Source organism: uncultured Aquabacterium sp. (assembly GCF_913773725.1).
GTDB lineage: Bacteria > Pseudomonadota > Gammaproteobacteria > Burkholderiales > Burkholderiaceae_C > Aquabacterium.
On the sequence record NZ_CAJYGK010000034.1, the window covers coordinates 118,281 to 138,050 of the forward strand.

21 protein-coding genes are annotated in these 19,770 nt (G+C 69.2%); 5 read left to right on the forward strand and 16 right to left on the reverse strand.

Features of this window, described 5'->3' with window-relative positions; all coding sequences use genetic code 11:
* Positions 1-10: 10 nt before the first annotated feature.
* The 9 genes from secF to QZ709_RS03955 all read right to left on the reverse strand — a co-directional run bounded on the left by secF (position 11) and on the right by QZ709_RS03955 (position 7,699).
* Positions 11-1,027 (reverse strand): protein translocase subunit SecF, encoded by a 1,017-nt coding sequence (gene secF / locus QZ709_RS03915; protein ID WP_294636029.1) that lies wholly within the window; start codon positions 1,025-1,027, stop codon positions 11-13.
* 27 nt (positions 1,028-1,054) lie between these two features.
* The gene (gene secD / locus QZ709_RS03920) at positions 1,055-2,917 is read right to left on the reverse strand and encodes a protein translocase subunit SecD (protein WP_294636030.1); all 1,863 of its coding nucleotides are present in this window, start codon (positions 2,915-2,917) and stop codon (positions 1,055-1,057) included.
* 54 nt (positions 2,918-2,971) lie between these two features.
* Positions 2,972-3,295 (reverse strand): preprotein translocase subunit YajC, encoded by a 324-nt coding sequence (gene yajC, locus QZ709_RS03925; protein ID WP_294636031.1) that lies wholly within the window; start codon positions 3,293-3,295, stop codon positions 2,972-2,974.
* Positions 3,296-3,392: 97 nt separating this feature from the next.
* Positions 3,393-3,704, reverse strand: a complete 312-nt coding sequence (locus QZ709_RS03930; protein ID WP_294636032.1) for a DUF493 family protein — start codon at positions 3,702-3,704, stop codon at positions 3,393-3,395.
* 58 nt (positions 3,705-3,762) lie between these two features.
* On the reverse strand, positions 3,763-5,004 hold the full coding sequence (locus QZ709_RS03935; protein ID WP_294636033.1) for a D-alanyl-D-alanine carboxypeptidase family protein: 1,242 nt from the start codon (positions 5,002-5,004) through the stop codon (positions 3,763-3,765).
* 49 nt (positions 5,005-5,053) lie between these two features.
* Positions 5,054-5,713, reverse strand: coding sequence for an alpha/beta fold hydrolase (locus tag QZ709_RS03940; protein WP_294636034.1), 660 nt, complete (start codon positions 5,711-5,713; stop codon positions 5,054-5,056).
* Between the two features lie 12 nt (positions 5,714-5,725).
* Positions 5,726-6,052, reverse strand: coding sequence for a (2Fe-2S) ferredoxin domain-containing protein (locus tag QZ709_RS03945; RefSeq protein ID WP_294636035.1), 327 nt, complete (start codon positions 6,050-6,052; stop codon positions 5,726-5,728).
* A 10-nt stretch (positions 6,053-6,062) separates the two neighbouring features.
* The gene (locus tag QZ709_RS03950; RefSeq protein ID WP_294636036.1) at positions 6,063-7,223 is read right to left on the reverse strand and encodes a VanZ family protein; all 1,161 of its coding nucleotides are present in this window, start codon (positions 7,221-7,223) and stop codon (positions 6,063-6,065) included.
* 29 nt (positions 7,224-7,252) lie between these two features.
* Positions 7,253-7,699, reverse strand: coding sequence for a CopD family protein (locus tag QZ709_RS03955; protein ID WP_294636037.1), 447 nt, complete (start codon positions 7,697-7,699; stop codon positions 7,253-7,255).
* 325 nt (positions 7,700-8,024) lie between these two features.
* Between QZ709_RS03955 and hemB the strand changes: the two genes are divergently transcribed.
* Complete coding sequence (gene hemB, locus QZ709_RS03960) at positions 8,025-9,026, forward strand: porphobilinogen synthase (RefSeq protein WP_294636038.1); 1,002 nt, start codon at positions 8,025-8,027, stop codon at positions 9,024-9,026.
* A 20-nt stretch (positions 9,027-9,046) separates the two neighbouring features.
* A complete protein-coding gene (locus QZ709_RS03965; RefSeq protein WP_294636039.1) occupies positions 9,047-10,297 on the forward strand; it encodes a magnesium transporter CorA family protein in 1,251 nt (416 codons plus the stop codon).
* A 21-nt stretch (positions 10,298-10,318) separates the two neighbouring features.
* Here QZ709_RS03965 and QZ709_RS03970 read toward each other — a convergent pair whose 3' ends face one another.
* Genes QZ709_RS03970 through tsaB form a run of 3 tightly spaced genes read right to left on the reverse strand, consistent with a single transcriptional unit; the run spans position 10,319 to position 12,478 of the window.
* A complete protein-coding gene (locus tag QZ709_RS03970; RefSeq protein WP_294636040.1) occupies positions 10,319-11,188 on the reverse strand; it encodes a uracil-DNA glycosylase in 870 nt (289 codons plus the stop codon).
* The gene (rimI, locus tag QZ709_RS03975; protein ID WP_294636041.1) at positions 11,175-11,711 is read right to left on the reverse strand and encodes a ribosomal protein S18-alanine N-acetyltransferase; all 537 of its coding nucleotides are present in this window, start codon (positions 11,709-11,711) and stop codon (positions 11,175-11,177) included. Before rimI ends, QZ709_RS03970 begins: the two co-directional genes overlap by 14 nt.
* Before the next feature lie 2 nt (positions 11,712-11,713).
* The gene (gene tsaB / locus QZ709_RS03980; protein ID WP_294636042.1) at positions 11,714-12,478 is read right to left on the reverse strand and encodes a tRNA (adenosine(37)-N6)-threonylcarbamoyltransferase complex dimerization subunit type 1 TsaB; all 765 of its coding nucleotides are present in this window, start codon (positions 12,476-12,478) and stop codon (positions 11,714-11,716) included.
* A 40-nt stretch (positions 12,479-12,518) separates the two neighbouring features.
* Between tsaB and QZ709_RS03985 the strand changes: the two genes are divergently transcribed.
* Both QZ709_RS03985 and QZ709_RS03990 read left to right on the forward strand, forming a co-directional pair.
* Positions 12,519-14,084 carry a D-alanyl-D-alanine carboxypeptidase gene (locus QZ709_RS03985; RefSeq protein ID WP_294636043.1) on the forward strand — a complete coding sequence of 522 codons (1,566 nt, stop codon included), beginning with the start codon at positions 12,519-12,521 and terminating at the stop codon, positions 14,082-14,084.
* A gap of 78 nt (positions 14,085-14,162) precedes the next feature.
* A complete protein-coding gene (locus QZ709_RS03990) occupies positions 14,163-14,489 on the forward strand; it encodes a SemiSWEET transporter (RefSeq protein WP_366937139.1) in 327 nt (108 codons plus the stop codon).
* Positions 14,490-14,529: 40 nt separating this feature from the next.
* Here QZ709_RS03990 and QZ709_RS03995 read toward each other — a convergent pair whose 3' ends face one another.
* The 4 genes from QZ709_RS03995 to purE form a co-directional block, all read right to left on the reverse strand.
* A complete protein-coding gene (locus tag QZ709_RS03995; RefSeq protein WP_294636044.1) occupies positions 14,530-15,669 on the reverse strand; it encodes a hypothetical protein in 1,140 nt (379 codons plus the stop codon).
* A 98-nt stretch (positions 15,670-15,767) separates the two neighbouring features.
* On the reverse strand, positions 15,768-16,823 hold the full coding sequence (locus QZ709_RS04000; protein ID WP_294636045.1) for an L-threonylcarbamoyladenylate synthase: 1,056 nt from the start codon (positions 16,821-16,823) through the stop codon (positions 15,768-15,770).
* Between the two features lie 21 nt (positions 16,824-16,844).
* On the reverse strand, positions 16,845-18,020 hold the full coding sequence (locus tag QZ709_RS04005) for a 5-(carboxyamino)imidazole ribonucleotide synthase (RefSeq protein WP_294636046.1): 1,176 nt from the start codon (positions 18,018-18,020) through the stop codon (positions 16,845-16,847).
* Positions 18,017-18,541: a 5-(carboxyamino)imidazole ribonucleotide mutase gene (gene purE, locus QZ709_RS04010; protein ID WP_294636047.1), complete on the reverse strand. Its 525-nt coding sequence runs from the start codon at positions 18,539-18,541 to the stop codon at positions 18,017-18,019. Before purE ends, QZ709_RS04005 begins: the two co-directional genes overlap by 4 nt.
* Before the next feature lie 83 nt (positions 18,542-18,624).
* On the opposite strand from purE, the gene QZ709_RS04015 reads away from it, so the two are divergent.
* Entirely contained in the window at positions 18,625-19,605 is a 981-nt protein-coding gene (locus QZ709_RS04015) for a tetratricopeptide repeat protein (protein ID WP_294636048.1), read from the forward strand.
* Positions 19,606-19,770: the final 165 nt, after the last annotated feature.

A 19,770-nucleotide genomic window follows, 5' to 3' on the forward strand; every position in this document is an offset into this window, starting at 1 on the left:
TGAAAGGACTCTACACCACAGCACCCGCGTTGGGATCGTTGGGATCGATGTCTTTTTTGGTGTTCTTCACGAGGTCTTCACGCTTGACGCCCAGCCACATTGCGATGGCCGCCGCCACGAAGACAGACGAGTAGATGCCGAACAGGATGCCGATGGTCAGGGCCAGTGCGAAATAGTGCAGCGTCGGGCCGCCGAAGATCAGCATGGCCAGCACCATGGCCTCGGTCGAGCCGTGGGTGATGATGGTGCGGCTCATCGTCGACGTGATGGCGTGGTCGATGACCTCGCGCGTCGTCATCCGCCGGTGCTTGCGGAAGGCCTCGCGGATCCGGTCGAAGATCACGACCGACTCGTTGACCGAGTAGCCCAGGACCGCCAGCACCGCGGCCAGCACCGACAGCGAGAACTCCCACTGGAAGAAGGCAAAGAAGCCCAGGATGATGATGACGTCGTGCAGGTTGGCGATGATGCCGGCCACGGCGAACTTCCACTCGAAGCGGATCGCCAGGTAGATCATGATGCCGATCACCGTGACGGCGAGCGCCAGGGCCCCGTCACGGGCCAGTTCGTCACCGACCTGAGGGCCGACAAACTCGCTGCGCTGCAGCGTGACCGGCCGGGCGCTGCCGGCCTGGCAGACCTGGGCGGGACCCTTTTCGGCGTCCTGCGTCGCGACCTGTCCGCCCTCAGCCTGGCACAGCGCGTCGAACACCTTGGCCACGACCTCGCCCTGCTTCATGCTGCCGCGCAGAGGCAGGCGGATCAGCACATCACGCGACGTGCCGAAGTTCTGCACCTGCACCTCACCAAAACCCAGCGACTCGACGGCTTCGCGCGCTTTCACCAGATTGGCGCTCTGTGCGTACTGCACCTCGATGAGCGAACCACCCGTGAACTCGATCGAGAAGTGCAGGCCCCGGGTCACCAGGAAGAACACCGCAGCGGCAAAGGTGAGGAAAGAGATCGCGTTGAAGATCAACGCGTGGCGCATGAAGGGAATGTCGCGCCGGATGCGGAAGAATTCCATGACGTTGTGTTCCTTGTCTTCCGTGGATCAGGCCTGCGGCTTCCACACCTGGCCAATCGAGACGCTCTTGAGCTTCTTCTGACGGCCGTACCAGAGGTTGACCAGGCCTCGCGAGAAGAAGACGGCCGAGAACATCGAGGTCAGGATGCCCAGGCAGTGCACCACGGCAAAGCCCTTGACCGGGCCCGAGCCGAAGGCCAGCAGGGCCAGCCCGGCGATCAGCGTGGTCACGTTCGAGTCGAGGATGGTCGCCCAGGCGTGCTCGTAGCCGGCGTGGATGGCCGTCTGCGGGGCCGAACCGTTGCGCAACTCTTCGCGCACACGCTCGTTGATGAGCACGTTCGAGTCGATGGCCATGCCCAGCGTCAGGGCGATCGCGGCGATGCCGGGCAGCGTCAGCGTGGCCTGCAGCATCGACAGCACGGCCACCAGCAGCAGCAGGTTGACGGCCAGCGCCAGCGTCGAGAACACGCCGAACAGCTGGTAGTACAGCATCATGAACACCGCGATGGCGCCAAAGCCGTAGACCAGGCTCTTGAAGCCCATCTCGATGTTCTCGGCGCCCAGGCTGGGACCGACGGTGCGCTCTTCGATGATTTCCATCGGTGCGGCCAGCGAGCCGGCGCGCAGCAGCAGCGCGGTGTCGGCGGCTTCTTCCGAGGTCATGCGCCCCGAAATCTGCACGCGGCCACCGCCGATCTCGCCGCGGATCACCGGTGCGGTCACGACCTCGCCCTTGCCCTTTTCGAACAGCAGGATGGCCATGCGCTTGCCGACGTTCTCACGGGTCACATCCTTGAAGATGCGCGCGCCACGGGCGTCCAGCGTCAGGTGCACGGCGGCCTCGTGGTTCTCGTCGAAGCCGGGCTGGGCGTCGGTCAGGTTGTCACCCGTCAGCACCACCTGGCGCTTGACGATCAGCGGCACGCCGCCGCGCTCCAGATAGCGCTCGGTGCCGAAGGGCACGGGGCCGCCGGCCAGCGCCGCCTGAGCCTCGGTGCTGTCGTCGACCATGCGCACTTCCAGCGTGGCGGTGCGGCCGATGATGTCCTTGGCCTTGGCGGTGTCCTGCACGCCCGGCAGCTGCACGACCACGCGGTCGATGCCCTGCTGCTGGATGACGGGCTCGGCCACGCCGAGTTCGTTGATCCGGTTGTGCAGCGTGGTGATGTTCTGCTTGAGCGCCTGGTCCTGGATGGCGCGGGCGCTCGCCGGGTTCAGGGTGCCGACCAGCGTGAGGTCACCGGAGCCGCCGGTGTCGGTGGCGTCGCGCCACACCAGGTCGGCCAGGCGGTCGGTCAGCACCGGGCGGGCGGCATTGCGGGCGGCCTCGTCTCGGAAGCGCACGATCAGGCTGTCGCCCTCGCGCCGGATGCCGCTGTGGCGCACGTCCTTGTCACGCAGCAGCGTGCGGATGTCGACCGTCAGCCCATCGAGCTTCTGCGTGATGGCGGCCTTCATGTCGACCTGCATCAGGAAGTGGACACCGCCGCGCAGGTCCAGCCCCAGGAACATCGGGTTGGCGTGCAGGCTGCGCAGCCACTGGGGCGAGCGCGACACCAGGTTGAGCGCCACGATGTAGCTCGGGTCGGCGGGATCGGGGTTGACGGCCCGCGCGATGACGTCGCGCGCCTTGATCTGGGTGTCGGTGCTGTCGAAGCGGGCGCGCACGGAGTTGCCGTCGAACTCCACGAAATCGGCCTTGAGGCCCGCTTGCTGCAGCGCGGCTTCGACGCGCGCCACGGCGCTGCTGTCGAGCTTGAGGGTGGCCTTGCCGCTGGACAGCTGCACGGCGGGTGCTTCACCGAAGAAGTTCGGCAAGGTGTAGATCAGGCCGATCAGCAGCGCTGCGGCGATGATCAGGTACTTCCACAGGGGATAGCGGTTCATGAGGTCCTCGACGGCAGGACAGCAGCTGCGGCCGGCCGGCCGCAGCGGATGCGTTTACTTGATCGTGCCCTTGGGCAGCACTTGCACGATGGCCACGCGCTGCACCTGCAGCTCGACGCCGTTGGCCACGTCCAGGTGCACGAAGGTGTCGCCCAGCTTGCTGATCTTGCCGATCACGCCGCCTTGCGTGACGACCTCGTCGCCCTTGGAGAGCGCTTCCAGCATGGCCTTCATCTCCTTCTGGCGCTTCATCTGCGGGCGGATCATGACGAAGTACAGGACGACGAACATGAGGACGAGCGGCAGCATGCTCATCAGGCCACCGGTGGCGCCAGCGACAGGGGCCGCGGCTTGGGCGTAGGCTTCGGAAATCAACACGGTCAGGTTCCTTCAGACAAAGGGCCGAGGCGCCACCCCGAGGGCTGACGCACCGGCCGTTGAACGGGGCATTGTATGCGGCGGCTTGCGACCGCTTTCAGAGCACGTACTTGACCAGGGGATGGCCGGTCAGTGCGCGGTACAGGTTGTCCAGCTGGGTGCGGCTGGTGGCCGTGACGATCACGGTCAGGCCGAGGTACTTGCCGGAGCTGCTGGGCCGGCGCTCCAGCGTGTGCGCCTGGAAGGAGGGGTCGTGCTCGGTGGCGATGGCGACGATCGCCTCGACAAAGGCCTCCTCGTACACACCCATCACCTTGATGGGGAAGGGGCACGGGTACTGGATCAGCGAGTCTTCCGGCGGAATGCGCGGGTTCACGGGGGTGTGATCGGGTGGGGTGGCGGAGGCCATGTCAGCGTCCTTTCAGCAGGAAAACGGAGAAAACGAGCGGCGCCGGACGGCGTCAGGCTCACTGGATGCCGAGGCGGATGGCGTCCCAGAGCCGACCGAGCCAGCCGGCGGACGGCACCTCGTCCAGCGCCAGCAAGGGCAGATCCTGCCAGTGCTGCGCCCCGAGGCTGACGCGCAGGCGGGCGACCGTCTGACCGCGCCGCAGCGGCGCCATCAGCGGCTCCTGGCGCACGACGCTGGTCTGCAGCCGTGCCCCCTGCCCGCGCGGCACCACGACCGCGATGGGCACCGGACGGCCCAGGCGCACGGTGCGGTCACGGCCCTTCCAGACCTGGGCCGTGGCCACGGCCTGGTTGGCCTCGAACAGCCGCACCAGATCGAAGGCACTGTACCCCCAGTTGAGAAGCTTCTGGGTCTCGTTGGCGCGGGCCTCGGGCGAGGCTGCCCCCAGCGTCACGGCAATCAGCCGCCGCTCGACGCCCCCGCTGGTGCGGCGGGCCGTGGCCACCATGCCATAGCCGGCGGCCTCGGTGTAGCCGGTCTGCAGGCCGTCCACCGTGGGATCCCGGAACAGCAGCAGGTTGCGGCTGGGTTGCGCCACGCCGGCCACAGTGGCCTGCTGCAGCGCATACAGCTTGAGGGCGTCGGGGAAGTCGGTCACCAGGCGGGCGGCGATCAGCGACAGGTCGCGCGCCGTGCTGCGGTGGCCGCTGGCCGACAGCCCCTCCGGGTTGCGGAAGCGGGTGGCCTGCAGCCCGAAGACCTCGGCCTGCCGGTTCATGCGCTCGACGAAGGCCTCGACCGATCCGGCCAGTCCCTCGGCCAGGGCCACCGTGGCGTCGTTGGCGTTGTGCACCACCATGCCGCGCAGCAGTTCATCGACCCGCACGCTGCTGCCGGCTTTCAGGAACGAGCGCGCGGACCCGGCCATGCCCGCCTTCCAGGCCAGCTCGGACACGGGCAGCGTCTGTTCCGGCCGGAGCTTGCCGTCGCGCAGCGCCTCGAACACCAGCCAGGCGCTCATCAGCTTGGTCAGCGAGGCTGGCTCCACCGAGAGGTCGGCCTGCCGGGCGGCCAGGGTCTGGCGGCTGGCGAGGTCCTGCAGGATGAAGGCGCGGGCGGCCACCTCGGGCGGCTGCGGCATGGCGGCCAGCGGCTCGATGAAGAACGGCCCGGCCTCGTTGCCCGCCGGCGCGGCGTGCGCGGGAACGACGCACCCCAGCAGCGTCAGGCAGGCTGCGGCCGTCAGCACCTGTCGCCGGGTCGGGTGCGTGGACCTCCTGGCGTCAGGGGCCGGCATCACGGACGCGTGCGGCATCGGGCGAGAACAGAACGGGGAAGGCATCACGTCAGCCCGTGACCCCGGCACGCAGGTGCCGGCGCACCAGCTCGCGCAGACGCGGCAACTGCCCGTGGAAGAAGTGGCCGGTACCCGGTACCACGGTGACCGGCAGGCCCTGCGGGCGGGCCCAGTCCAGGATGCTGGTCAGCGGCACGACGTCGTCCTGCTCGCCCTCGACCACCAGGGTGTGGGCCGGCACGGCTGGCACATCGAAGCGCGAGGTGGCCGGGCTGACGAGCACCAGCCCAGCCGGTCGCACGGCCTGGGGATCGGCGTCGGCAGCCTCGGCCAGGCGCGCGTGGGTGCGGGCCGCCACGAAGCCGCCGAACGAGAAGCCGGCCAGCGCCAGCGGCCGCCCTTGCACGGCCGGGTCGGCGAGGTGGTGGGCGATCACGGCCTGCATGTCGTCGCTTTCACCTCGTCCTTCATCCCAGGCGCCCTCGGAGTGTCCGACGCCACGGAAGTTGAACCGCACGGCGCGCCAGCCCTCCAGCACGAAGGCGCGCACCAGGGTGTGCACAACCTTGTTGTCCATGGTGCCGCCCATCAGCGGATGCGGGTGGGCCACGACGACGAGCCCGACGGGTGCGTGGGTCGGCTCTTCGACCACCACCTCGAGCAAGCCCGCCGGGCCCTCGATCGTCTGCGATGCGGGACGTCCGATCATCGGCGCGCCTCCTCAGCGACCGACGGACGGCGGCAGGACCAGGCGCTCGACGACCTCGCCCTTGGCCAGGTGCCGGTCGACGATCTCGTCGATGTCGCTCTTGTCGACAAAGGTGTACCAGGTGCCTTCGGGGTAGACCACGGCCACGGGACCGCCGGCGCAACGATCAAGGCAGCCAGCCTTGTTCACGCGAACCTGGCCCGGACCGGCCAGCCCGGCGTCCTTGACGCGGGCCTTGCAGTGGTCGAACCCTTCCTTCGCATTGTGGTCGGCACAGCAGTCCTCCCCGTTGATGCGCTGGTTCAGGCAGAAAAAGATGTGGCGCTGGTAATAGCTCATGCCCGGCATTCTAGGCATTGGAGCCGGCCTGGGCCGACGCGTGGGCTCTCGGTTCGCGGTGCACGATGCGCGCCACCAGCCACACCAGGGCAGCATACGGCCACAGCAGCCCGATCCACCGCGACAGGCCGTGGAAACGGATGAAGCGCCCCTGCTCCCACGCGGCCAGCGTGGCGGCGTAGTAGGGGTCGGTCGGTGCGAGGTGGATCATCACCACCAGCGCCAGCGTGGCCCCCAGGCCCAGCCAGGCGCACAGCGACCGGCTCAACCCCATCAGGGCCACTGCCCCGAGGGCGCCCAGCATCAGGCCGACCACCGTCGGCGTCGTCAGCCAGGTCAGCGCGTGCACCGGCGCGAAGTTCAGCGCCGACGCCAGGGTCGTGACCCCGACTCCCACCAGCACCGCACCGCTGAGCAGCACCAGCCGCAAACGACGCGGCCGCGCCATCGCACAGGCCACGCACATCGGCATGAGCAGGCCAGCCGCCACCGTCAGCGACTCGAGCAGGGCCGGCCAGCTTCCGGCGAGCAGCGCCCCCGTTCCCGCCCACAGGCTGAGCGGGTCATCGGGCAGCAGCCAGCGCTGCAGGGGCGTGTGCGCCGTCCACTCGACCAGCAGCACACGCAGATGCGGCCACAGCTGGCCCTGGCCCAAAGGCAGCGGTGGCGGAAACAGCAGCCCCAGTGGCCAGACCCAGAGCAGGGCCAGCCCGTGTCCTGCCTGCGGGATGAACCACCGCTCGCGCACGGTGTGCCACAGGTCGATGAGGCCGAGTGCGTGCATCGTCACGGCGGCCAGGGCACCCCAGGCGACGCCCAGGGTGTTGAGCACCCAGTCGGTGACGGAGGGTACACGTCCGGGCAGCGTGTACTGGATCAGCTCGAGCGTGTAGGACAGCCCGGTGCCGGTCAGCACCGTCGCCAGCGCCGCCACGGGCACCGAGCGGCCCGAGCGCAGATGGGCCACGCACAAGATGGCGCCCAGCGGAAGGTAGCCCACCAGGTTGCTGGCCAGGTCACCGGAAAACTCACGATGCAGCTTGGGCAGCATCCAGCTGAAGGCCTGCCGCTCGGGCCACTGCCAGCCGCTGAGCGGATAGAGCGTGGCATAGACGATCAACGCCATGGCGAGCCAGCTCAGAGGCCAGGCCGCGCTGCGGTGGGAGCTCATCCCGACCCCTCATTCGCCCCGGTGCGGAGTCAGCCCACCGTGGGCTTGAGCACGACCAGGATCACGATGGCGGCAAACAGCAGCACCGACACCTCGTTGAAGACGCGGAACCAGCGGTGGCTGCGCCGGTTGTGCAGGGCCTCGAAATCACGCAGCAGGCGCTTGCAGTAGTGGTGGTAGCCGATCGTGAGCACGACCAGCGTGAGCTTGATGTGCAACCAGATCTGACCCGGCCCCTTGCCCACACCGAAGTACAGCCACAGCAGCAGGCCCAGCACGACGGCTGGGATCATCAGGATGGTGGCGAAGCGGTAGAGCTTGCGGGCCATCACGAGCAGGCGCTCGCGCTCGGCGTGGCTGTCGGACGGCACCATGGCCAGGTTCACGAACAGCCTGGGCAGGTAGAACAGGCCGGCAAACCAGCTGGCCACGAAGATGATGTGCAGGGCCTTGACCCAGAGGTAGGGGTTGCTCATGCCTTCGATTATGAACAGCCCTCAGGCACACAGTGCAGCATCAGGGTGAAGGCGCAGTGTGGTCAGCGAGGCACAGCGAAACGGCTCGCCAGAAAAAAAAGAGCCCCGGCGCATGCCGGGGCTTTCAAGCCTTAACGCTGTCATCACGGTAAGGCACCTGCTCAGGGAGGAAAAGCAGGGAATGACAACCTTGCGGCGTATCATTCGGGGTCCATTATAGGGGGACCACAGCGCCATGTCTTCTGCGCATGTCCGAAAAACCCCTGAGGCGAGCTGATTTTTTGCCGGCTTTGCAATCTTTCACGGTCTTTTGACTGACGTACCGATGTCCATCACCCCCGCCTTCCCCCTGCACCGCCCTCGTCGCCTGCGCAAGGACGCGTTCAGCCGCCGCCTGGTGCGCGAACACGCGTTGTCGGTCGATGACCTGATCTATCCCGTGTTCGTGCTGGATCAGGATGAGGGCACGCAACCGGTGGCGTCCATGCCCGGTGTCGCGCGGCTGGGCCGCAGCGCACTGTGGGCGACGGCCGAGCGCTGCGTCGAGCTGGGTGTGCCGGTGCTGGCCCTGTTCCCGGTGATCGACCAGTCGCACAAGAGCTCGGACGGCGCGGAAGCCTTCAACCCCGAGGGCCTGGTGCCGCGCACCGTGCGCGAACTGAAGCGGCGCTTCCCCGAACTGGGCATCATGACCGACGTGGCGCTGGACCCGTACACCAGCCATGGTCAGGACGGCCTGCTGGACGAGACGGGCTACATCCTCAACGACGAGACCGTGGCCGTGCTGACCAAGCAGGCCCTGGCCCAGGCCGAAGCCGGCGTCGACATCGTCGCGCCCAGCGACATGATGGACGGCCGCATCGGCGCGATCCGCCAGGCCCTGGAAGCGCAGAACCTGATCTACACGCGCATCATGGCCTACAGCGCCAAGTACGCCAGCGCCTTCTATGGCCCCTTCCGCGATGCCGTGGGCTCGGCCGCCAACCTGGGCAAGGCCGACAAGAAGGTCTACCAGATGGACCCGGCCAACAGCGACGAGGCGCTGCACGAAGTGGCCATGGACATCGCCGAGGGCGCCGACATGGTCATGGTCAAGCCCGGCATGCCGTATCTCGACATCGTGCGCCGCGTGAAGGACGCGTTCAAGGTGCCCACCTTCGCCTACCAGGTGAGCGGCGAGTACGCCATGCTCAAGGCCGCGGCGCAGAACGGCTGGCTCGACCACGATGCCGTGATGATGGAAAGCCTGCTGGCCTTCAAGCGGGCCGGTGCAGACGGTGTGCTGACCTACTTCGCGCTGGAGGCGGCCGCCAAGCTGCGCGGTTGATCCGGACCGAAGGGGGGCCTGTGCGCTTTTTCCTGATCAACGAGCATTTCACCGAGTTGCCTGACTGGCCAGCCACGCTGCCGGCCCACGGCTTCCTGTGGGTCACCTCGGCCCGACGGGTGTTCGAAGTGAAGCTGCCCGAGGTCCAGCAGCAGTTGCAGCGCCTGGCCGGCGGCAGCCTGGTCGACCTGCACGTCTCGGACCTGCTGAATCCTCAGCTGCCATCGCAGTACGACTACACCTCGTGGTACGACCTGCTGGTGTTCCGGCGCCTGGCCGCCGGTCAGGGGACAGCCCACCTGTTCCTGGACGACGAGCGCGGCACGGCCTCGAGTGCACGCAAGGCGCTGGCCGCCATCGACACCAGCCCGGTGGGCTTTGCGGTGTTCGACCGCGTGTTGCTGACCGTGCATCCGGCCGACTGCTCGGTGCGCGACTTCTTCGAGACACGGCTCAGCCAGCTCGGCAGCAACGGCCCGCTGGATGGTGGAGCGGCCCTGGGCAGCGGCCAGGGGGTGCCAGCCGCCGGCCATGCCGAGCCCCGACTGGCGCTGACTGACGAGGACGCCCACCTCAGCGCCGACGCGGTCATGCCCGACCTCAACGAGGAGGGGCAGGAGGTCCGGATGCCCCGCACCGAAGGCCGGGGACCGTCGCGGCTGCCGCCCAGCCCCGCCGACCTGATGCTGCGCATCGTCAACCACATGGTCGACAGCTACCTGGATCTGCGGCGCCTGCTGACACGTCAACTGGGCTACCTGCAGCAGGAGATGCTGCACAACCGCAACCGGTTCCGGAACTGGCAGGCGCTGCTCGAGTCCCGCAACACGCTGCACATGCTGGAAGACACTTGCGAGGACCAGCGCAGTGCGATCCAGGAATGGCTGGACGCACTGGAGGACTGGCCGATGCCCCAAGACCCGCAGGCCGCGCGCGAGCGCGAGGTGCTGCGGGTGCGCTCGCGAGACGTGCAGGAGCACATCGAGCGCGTGCTCAGCCATGTACGCCGGCTGGAAAGCTCCTCCGAAAGCGCGGTGCAGATGCACTTCTCGCTGCAGGGCAGCCGCACCAACGACATCATGCGCACGCTCACCGTGCTGACGGCCATCTTCCTGCCGCTGAACCTGATCACGGGCATCTTCGGCATGAACTTCGAGGTGCTGCCCCTGATCCACGAGGCCGCAGGCTTCTGGATCGCCATGGGCCTGATGGGCGCCGTGGCCGTCTTTCTGGTGTGGCTGTTCCGCCGTCAGCGCTACCTCGACAGCTGAGCCAGAGGCAGACCGAGCGGGTCAGCCCGCCGCGGCGCGCACCTCACGAGCCAGGCACAGGTCGGCCCACGCCAGCGCCTTGTCGGCCGGGTTGCGCAGCAGATAGGCGGGGTGGTAGGTCACGACCACCGGCACACCCTGCACCATGTGCACGCGGCCGCGAAGCTTGCCGATCGGCTCGCTCGTCTTGAGCAACGACTGCACGGCAAAGCGGCCCATGGCCAGGATGACCTTGGGCTGCACCAGCGCCATCTGTCGCAGCAGATAGGGCTCGCACTGGCTCACTTCCTGAGGCTGTGGATTGCGGTTGGCCGGGGGGCGGCACTTGAGCACGTTGGCAATGAAGACCTGCCGGGCCGGCGCTGCCTCCGCACGGGTCAGGTCGAGTGCGTGCAGCATGCGGTCGAGCAACTGGCCCGCACGACCGACGAACGGCTCGCCTTCGCGGTCTTCCTGTTCGCCCGGTGCTTCACCGACGATCATCCAGTCGGCGGCCGGGTTGCCGACGCCGAATACGGTCTGGCGGCGGCTCTCGCATAATGAGCAGGCCCGACAGCCCGCCACGGCTTCGCGCAGCGTCGCCCAGTCCATGGTGTCGATGCCGGCTGGGCGCGCGCCCAGCCCCACTTCCGGCGGGGTGGCGCGCGAGAGGCCGCCGGCTGCACGGGCGGAGGCCGGGCGCCCCTGGGCAGGGGACGAAGCAGGCGGAGGTACGGCCGGCCGAACCGGCACGGGCGTCACCACCGGGGCCTGAGCCGACGCGGGCGTGGGCGCCGCCCCTTCCGTGGCCGGCGGGGCTGGCCGGTCCGTCTCCGTGGTTGGCCCTTCGGGCCAGAACGGCGGGATCCCGATCTCGCGCAGCATGGCGCGCTGTCGTTCACTCCAGCGCATCGGCGCCTCCTGCATGCAAGGCGGGCAAGGTCAGACGCATGACGATGGCGTCCTCGCGCCCCTCGGGCGCCGGGTAGTAGTGCTTGCGCAACCCGACGGCCTCGAAACCGAGGCGTTCGTACAGGGCCCGAGCGCGGGTGTTGCTGGGTCGCACTTCCAGCCAGAGGGCCTCGGCCTGCTGTTGCACGCAGCGGGCCGCCAGGGTGTCCAGCAGTTCGCGGGCCATGCCCAGCCCCTGCTGATCGGGCGCCACCGCGATGTTGAGCAGATGGACCTCCTGGTGTCCGTCCATGGCCACCACCACCGCGATCACGCGTCCCGTGTCCGCCTCACAGCGCACCCGGGCCCAGTAGCCCGCACGCAGCGAGGACCGGTAGTTGTCCGCCGTCCAGGCGTGCAGAGGGTGAAGACAGGCGGCAGACTCCATGGCGACCACCGCGCCGATGTCGGCATCGGTGAGGGGACGATCGACATGGCGGCCACCCGCCCGGGGCGCCGGTACGTCACGCGATGACGCAGTCACGGTCACCTCTCCCCCCGCGCCACCGCGGTGCGCTCCGCCGTGGTCTGGGCCACCTTGTCACGCACGTAGGTCGGCAGGGCGTGGGCCACATCGCCGACATCGCCGCGCACCCAGGCCCGGGTGGCCAGCGCGGCCAGCGCCGCCCCTGACGGGCAGGCTTCGGCGTCGGCCAGCAGACAGCCTGCAGCGCGGTTCAGCACCGGGCTCAGGGCCTCGGCGCAAGCACGCAGTGCGTTGCCGGCCAGGCGCAATGCCACACCGGACTCCGGCCCCCCGTCGGCCCAGCGCCGTGCCGGCTCCTGGACGGGCCACAGTGCAGGGGCGGTGACGGTCTGCCACTCGCCGCCAGCCCACGTCAGCGCCGCCACATACAACTCGCCCATGCGTGCATCCTGAAGCACCCAGAGGTGCGCCCCCTCCGGAAAAGCCGCCGGATCACGCAACCGCGCGTCCTCGGCCACCGCTTTCAGGGTGTCCAGCACGATGACCGGGCAGCCCAGGCCCAGCGCCAGCCCCTGCGTCACCGAGCATGCTGTGCGCAGGCCCGTGAAGGCGCCGGGACCAGCCCCGAAGGCGATCGCCTGAACGTCCCGCCAAGGCCGCCGCGCCTCGGCCAGCAGGGCCTGGAGGGCTGGCAGCAAGGCGGTCGATGCCTGGGCGCCGCCCGGCAATTGACGCACCCTCGTGGCCTCAGGGGTGACAAGGGCTGCGTGGATCTGATCGGTGGCGGTGTCCAGGGCGAGCAGGACCGGCGAGGAAACGGACATGGCCGGGAGTGTAGCCACTGCGCGCGCCTATGATCGCCCCATGCCTGCTTCGCGCCTGCGTTTCCTGTCAGCATTCCGACCGCACCTCACCGGCGCGGTGGTCCTTGTTGCCCTGCTGCCGGCTTGCGGGTGGGCGCAATCCGCGCCGCAGCCCTTGCCGCCCGTCCTGCTGGCCTCGCCCGATGCGCCGCTGCCGGACCCCGTTCGGCTGGCGCTGGCTCAGGCGGGCGTCCCGCTCGACGCTGTCTCGATCGGGGTGTGGCCGGCCAGCGGCGGCCCAGCCCGGGTGGCCCACCAGTTGCGTACGGTGCGCCAGGCCGCCTCGCTGATGAAGCTGTTCACCACCGGCACGGCGCTGCAGAAGCTGGGGCCCGCATGGGCATGGCGGACCGAAACGGGGCTGGACGGCACCTTGCTGCCCGATGGCCGGCTGCGGGGCTCGGTGTATCTGCGGGGCCAGGGTGACCCGACGCTGGTGGTGGAACGGTTGGATGGCCTGCTGACCCGGTGGCGGGCAGCCGGCCTGACGGCCATCGAGGGCGACATCCTGATGGACCGCCAGGCCTTCGACGTGCCCGCCCACGACCCAGCCGCGTTCGACGGGCAGGTGCTCAAACCCTACAACGCCGGGCCGGATGCCCTGTTGCTGGCCCACCGCGCCGTCACGGTACGCGTGCGCCCGGACGCGGCGCGGCCGGGATGGGCTCAGGCCGACCTGTTCCCGCCGCTGGAGGGCGTGAGCCTGGCTGCGAACCTGCCCCTGCGCGACGGGCCCTGCGGCGACTGGCGTCAGTCGCTGGCCCTGACCATGGCGCCGTCCCGGGGGCCGGTCGACCTGCCGCCCCCCATCGGCGGGACCGCCCCGTCCACGTGGTCGGTGGGCCTGCAGGGGACCTACCCCGCGGCCTGCGGCGAACGCGAGTGGCCGCTGCTGTGGCCCGCGAACGATGACCACAGCGCACGGCTGCTGGCAAGCCGCTGGCGCCAGGCAGGAGGCGTTCTCACGGGGCGCGTGAAGGACGGTGTCTGGCCCGCGGGCCTGCCTGTGTGGCAGGCCTGGACCTCGCCCCCGCTGGGCGAGGTGGTGCGCGACATCAACAAGTTCAGCAACAACGTGATGGCCCGGCAGCTGTTCCTGGCTCTGGGCAGCGACACCGACGGGCGTGCCCGCCTGAGCACGGCGCGGGCCGCCGTGGGGGACTGGGTGCGCCAGGCCACGCGCGACCCCGGCGAGCCCACCGGCCCGTGCGACGGGGACGCCCTGACGCTGGACAACGGCTCGGGTCTGTCGCGCCAGGAGCGCAGCAGTGCTGCCTGTCTGGGGCGGTGGCTGCAGTCCGTGTGGATGTCTCCAGTGATGCCGGAGTTCGTGGCCTCGCTGCCCGTGGCGGGCGTGGACGGCACCACACGCCGACTGAAAGGCGCGCAGGGGGCAGCTCACCTCAAGACCGGATCGCTCGACGGCGTGGCCGGCATTGCGGGCCTGGTGCACGGCGCGCACGGTGAACGTCTGGTTCTGGTCGCCATCGTGAACCACCCTCGGGCCGACGGTGCACGGCCGGCCTTCGACGCCCTGCTGACTTGGGCGCAGGCCAGCGCGAACTGAGCGGGCGGGCACGGGAAAATCGTGCACAGAGCAAGGCAAACCTGGGAGAATCTGCCCGCCATCCCGAAAGCCACCGCCGTGCCAGACGTCGCCTTCTCTGCCGCCCTTGACCCGCATCTGATCGACTGGGTGGGCTCGGCCGCTGCCGTGTTGACCACCAGCGCCTTCCTGCCTCAGGCCTGGCTGACCTTCCGGACCCGGGATGTCAGCGGCATTTCGCTGGGCATGTACACGGCGTTCACGAGCGGCGTGGCCTTGTGGCTGGTGTACGGGCTTGCGCTCGGCTCGACGCCCATCGTCATCGCCAACGCCATCACCCTGAGTCTCGCCATCAGCATCCTGGGGATGAAGCTGATCTACCGGCACGCGCCGGCGCCGGCCGCCCCGACGCCGCCTTCGCGCTGAACCTCACTGGCCGCTGGGCTGCAGGGCCGGCGACGCCGAATCAGAACGGGTTGCGGTTGACGTTGCTGACCACCAGCGACGCCAGCCGGGCGTGGGCCTGGGGCGCGAAGTGGGTCGCGTCGGACCACAGGTAGACCGACGAGACCGTGCTGTCGACCGAGCCGCGGGTGTTGACGCCGCCCGCCACATGGCTGGTGTTGCACAGCGGGGCTGCCGTGGCGCGGACGCTGTCGGCCGGCACCGCACAGCCCTGGGCCGTGGAGTTGCTGATGCCATAACTGGCCCGGGTGCCGGAATCGAACATCAATTGGGTCAGGTCATCGCTGCGAACCAGGGTCAGCTGGCGGCCATCGAAGTCGACCTCGGCCCGGTTGGTCAGGCCATCATTGAGGGCCACCGTCAAGGCGGCAATGGCAGCCTTGTCGTCGGCCGAGAATCCCTGCACCAGCGGGCTCAGCGAGAGCCGGGGCACCCGAACCAGGGCGATGCGGGCCCCGCTCGGTTTGACGTACGTGGTCAGGGCGTCCGCCAGGCTTGCGCCCAGGTTCTTGAGCTCGGTTTCTAGCGAGGCGAGCGCGACGCCGTTGAACTTGTAGCGGGCGTAGGCTTCGAAGATGTCGGCCTGCCCCGCCAGAATCAGCACCAGCGTGCCATTGTTGAGCAAGGCGGTGTTCTGGCTGATCTTGGCGATGACGGAGGCGATGCCGGCATTCGTCTTCGCGATGGCGGCATTGGCCGCACTGAAGGCGCCGGTGGCGTCGGTCACCGTGGTCGTCGGGTCATTGGCCAGGAAGTAGGCCGAACGGGCTGCACCCGTGACAGGGCATTGTTCGCCGTCGAAGCCGTAGGCGGCGGCCACGCTCTGCACCCAGATCGGGTTGTTGCCGCAGACGTAGACGAAGCTCGACTCGGAGGTGGTGACGTTGTTGCTGCTGTCCAGGGCGTTGCCGTTGCTGTCGATGGTCACCGCATTGACGGTGTACTTCTTGCCCGCCGAGGTCAGGAAGCTGCTGTCATCCCCGAAGCTCACGACCCGCGTCGGGCGGAACTTGGACGCCTGCGAGCCGCCGCCGCACGCCGAGACCGCCGCGGCCACCGCACATGCAGCAGCCACCACGCCCAATGCCTTGAAGGGCCGGCGCAGCGAAAAAGACGTCAGGGAAACGGGCAGGCGGGACATGGAGACTCCAGATTCGGATCGCACAGGACACAAGAGCGCAAGAATAACCGCCTTCCGAAAGGCGGCGCACATCAGGAGGTAAAGAGCCGCAACGGCCGTCAGGCCGCCGCCCGGGTCAGGCGGTCGCGCACGCCATCCCAGGCGGGATCGGCCGGGGGCGCCTCCACCCAGATGAGGTCGACGCCCAGCGCATCGAGCTCGCGCAGATCGGCAAAAAGGTCGTGGGCCGCGGTGGCCGCGTCGCCCGGCATGGAGCGGTGCACCACGCCCTTGCTCGGCGCGCGGCGCGCCCACAGGCTGCGGGAGTACACCGCCACCTTCGGCGGATGACCGGGCTCACGCAGGGCCGCAGCCAGCAACTCGGGCTCCAGCACGTCGAGGGCGGCATCCAGCTGGGTGTCGTCCATCAGGCGCAGGCGGGCACGTGGCGCATAGTGCGAGGCCAGGGTGCCCGGCGCCCGGGGCGCGGCCGGGTCCGGCGCCTCGGGGTGGGACCACAGCACGGGCTGGCCGGCGGCCGCTTCGATTTCGGCCAGGGTCAGGCGCCCTGGGCGGAGCAGCACGGGTTGCTCACGCGAGCAGTCGACGATGGTGGACTCGATGCCCACCTCGCACGGCCCGCCGTCGAGCACCCAGACCTCGTCCAGGCCCTCGCCCGCGTCCTGGAACTCGTCGACCACGTGGGCCGCCTGCGTCGGGCTGATGCGGCCGAAACGGTTGGCGCTGGGTGCGGCCACCCCCAGCACATCGAGGTTGGCGCAGGCTTCCAGCAGCTGACGCGCCACGGGGTGCGACGGGCAGCGCAGGCCGATGGTGTCTTGCCCGCCGGCCGCAGCGGTGGCGACATCCGGGTCGCGCGGCACGATGACCGTCAGCGGCCCGGGCCAGAAGGCCGCGCACAGGCGCTGCGCCACCGGCGGAAACGCCGAGACGAAATGAAGTGCGGCCGCCCCGTTGGGCACGTGGACGATCAACGGGTGATCGCTGGGCCGGCCCTTGGCAGCGAAGATGCGGGCCACGGCCTCGGCGTCGTCGGCGCGGGCCCCCAGGCCATAGACGGTTTCGGTGGGCAGGGCCACCAGGCCACCGGCCACGATGCGGCGGGCCGCCTGCTCGATGGCGTCGGGTTGGGTCGCGGGATCCAGCAGGCGCATGGTGATGTCGGTCAGAGGGGATCAGAAGGGCGCGATGCCCAGGATGGCCGCAGCCTTCAGCGCCGTCTCACGGGCGGCGTCTGGCGTGTCGGCGGTGACGGTCAGGTGGCCCATCTTGCGGCCCTTGCGCGCCTCGGTCTTGCCGTACAGGTGCAGGTGCGTGCCGGACAGCGCCAGGACGGCCGCCCAGTCGGGCTCGACCTGCGCGGTGGCGCCGGCCGGGAACCACAGGTCGCCCAGCAGGTTCAGCATCAGGCAGGGGCTGTGCAGCACCGGCGCCACCAGCGGCAGGCCGGTCATGGCGCGCACCTGCAGCTCGAACTGCGACACGTCGCACGCGTCGATGGTGTGGTGACCCGAGTTGTGCGGGCGCGGGGCCATCTCGTTGGCGACGATGCGGCCGTCCTGCAGCACGAAAAATTCGATGCACAGCACGCCCACGTAGTTCAACGAGGCGGCGATCTTGTGGGCGGCGTCGTAGGCCTGCTGCGACACGGCCTCGGTCACGTTCGGCGCGGACACCGTGGTCACGGCCAGGATGCCATCGCGGTGCAGGTTCTGCTGCAGCGGGAAGTGCACGACCTGGCCGTCGCGGCCACGCGCCACGATGACGCTGACCTCGTAGGCCAGCGGCAGCATCTTCTCGAGCACGCACTCGACCTGCTGGAGCTCGGCCCAGGCGGCTTCGAGCTCGGCGCGGGTCTTGACGCGCACCTGGCCCTTGCCGTCGTAGCCCAGGCGGGCGGTTTTCAGGATGCCGGGCAGCAGGTCGTCCGACACGGCGGCGAGCTGTTCCGCCGTGGCGATGATGGCGTGCGGCGCGCAGTCGACCCCGCAGCCGACGAAGTGGGCCTTCTCGCGGGCACGGTCCTGGCAGACGGCCACGGCGGCACCAGCGGGCGCGACGGGGCGGGTCTCGGCCAGCTTGTCGAGCGCGGCGGCGGGCACGTTCTCGAACTCGGTGGTGATGGCCGCAGCCTCGCGGGCCAGGGCGGCCAGGCCGCTCTCGTCCAGATACGGCGTCTGGATGTGGGCGTGCGACACCAGGCCGGCCGGGCTGGTCGGATCGGCATCGAGCACGGCGGTGCGGTAGCCCATGGCCTGGGCGGCATGCACGAACATGCGGCCCAGTTGGCCGCCCCCCATCACGCCCAGGGTGGCGCCGGGCAGGATCACGTCGGAAGCGGCCTTGCTCATGCCTTGGGTTCCATGGTCAGGTCGGCCGTCATGGCGCGGGCCACTTCGGTCTGGCGGGTGCGGAAGGCGTCGAGCTTGGCGCGCAGCGCCGGGTCGGTGCCGGCCAGCATCGCGACGGCAAACAGCGCGGCGTTGCCCGCGCCGGCGGTGCCGATGGCGAAGGTGGCCACGGGGATGCCCTTGGGCATCTGCACGATGGAATGGAGCGAATCGACGCCTTGGAGGTGGCGCGACGGCACGGGCACGCCCAGCACCGGCACGGTGGTCTTGGCGGCCAGCATGCCCGGGAGGTGGGCCGCGCCGCCGGCGCCGGCGATGATGGCGACCAGGCCGCGGTCGGCTGCGGCCTCGGCGTAACGGAACATGTCATCCGGCATGCGATGCGCCGAAACGACCTTGGCCTCGAACGGGATGCCGAACTCAGTCAGAATGTCGGCGGCGTGGCGCATGACATCCCAGTCGCTGCTGGACCCCATCACGACACCGACTTTCACCTGGCTTGCGCCCTTCGTTTCCGACACGGTTGGCTCCTCAAACGTCAAAGCGCGAATTTTAGGCGCTGCCCACCTGAATCCGACGCGCCCCACGCGGCCTGCTGCACACCATGATCGACATCACCATCGAAAACTTCGAATCCGACCTGATTGCCACCTCGATGCAGGTGCCGGTCCTGCTCGACATCTGGGCCGAATGGTGCGGGCCGTGCAAGGCGCTGGGCCCGGTGCTCGAAAAGCTGGAGCAGGAATACGCCGGCCGCTTCGTGCTGGCCAAGGTCAACGCCGACGAGCAGCCCGAGATCGCCGGGCAGCTCTCGCAGATGTTCGGCGTGCGCTCCATCCCGTTCTGCGTGATGTTTGCGGGCGGCCAGCCGGTGGATGGCTTCGTGGGCGCCCTGCCGCCCGAGCAGATCCGCAGCTTCCTGGACAAGCACGTGCCGTCCGAAGGCGCGGTCGAGTCGGCGGAAGAGACCGCCGAGGCCGAGCACCTGCTGGCCGATGGCGCCGAAGACTCGGCCGAAGCCCTGCTGCGTGACGCTGTGGACAAGGACCCGTCCAATGACGAGGCCCGCTTCGACCTGATCAAGCTGCTGCTGGCCGAAGGCCGGGTCGACGAGGCCAAGGAGGCCTTCCTGCCGATCGGTGGACGGGCCACCGGACCGGTGCCGGAGCCGCGTGTGCTGGCGTTCAGCCGCTTCATCGCCGCAGCCCAGGCGGCCCGTGGCGGGCGCTCGCCGTCCGAGCTGGATGCCGCGATTGCGGCCAACAAGCGCGACTTTGCCGCGCGCTTCGAGCTCGCCCAGATCTTCTGGGCCGCCGGCCAGCCCACCCAGGCCATGGACGAGCTGCTGGAAATCATCATGCGCGACAAGGCCTGGAACGAGGAGCTGGCGCGCAAGACCTATGTGGCCATCCTGGAAGTGATGAGCAAGCCGGCACCGAAGCCCACGCCGGCCCGTGCCACGCCCCCCGGGGCACCCGGCGCCGACGGCAAGCCCAAGCTCGAGATCGCGGGCAAGGTCGAGGTGCAGGCGGCCGATCCGGTCATCGACGCCTACCGCCGCAAGCTCAGCATGGCCCTGTTCTGAGTCCCCGCACCAGGATCACCCTGGTCCCTGGCAGCACCCGATGTCGCAGACTGCGCGCAGTTTTGCACGGTTATCCGGGCTTTGCCCCTTGCATGGCACATGAAGAATCCAGCTCTCGGCCGATGATTCATCAGCTTTGAAGTTGGATAACGGCCCGTCGCCCCT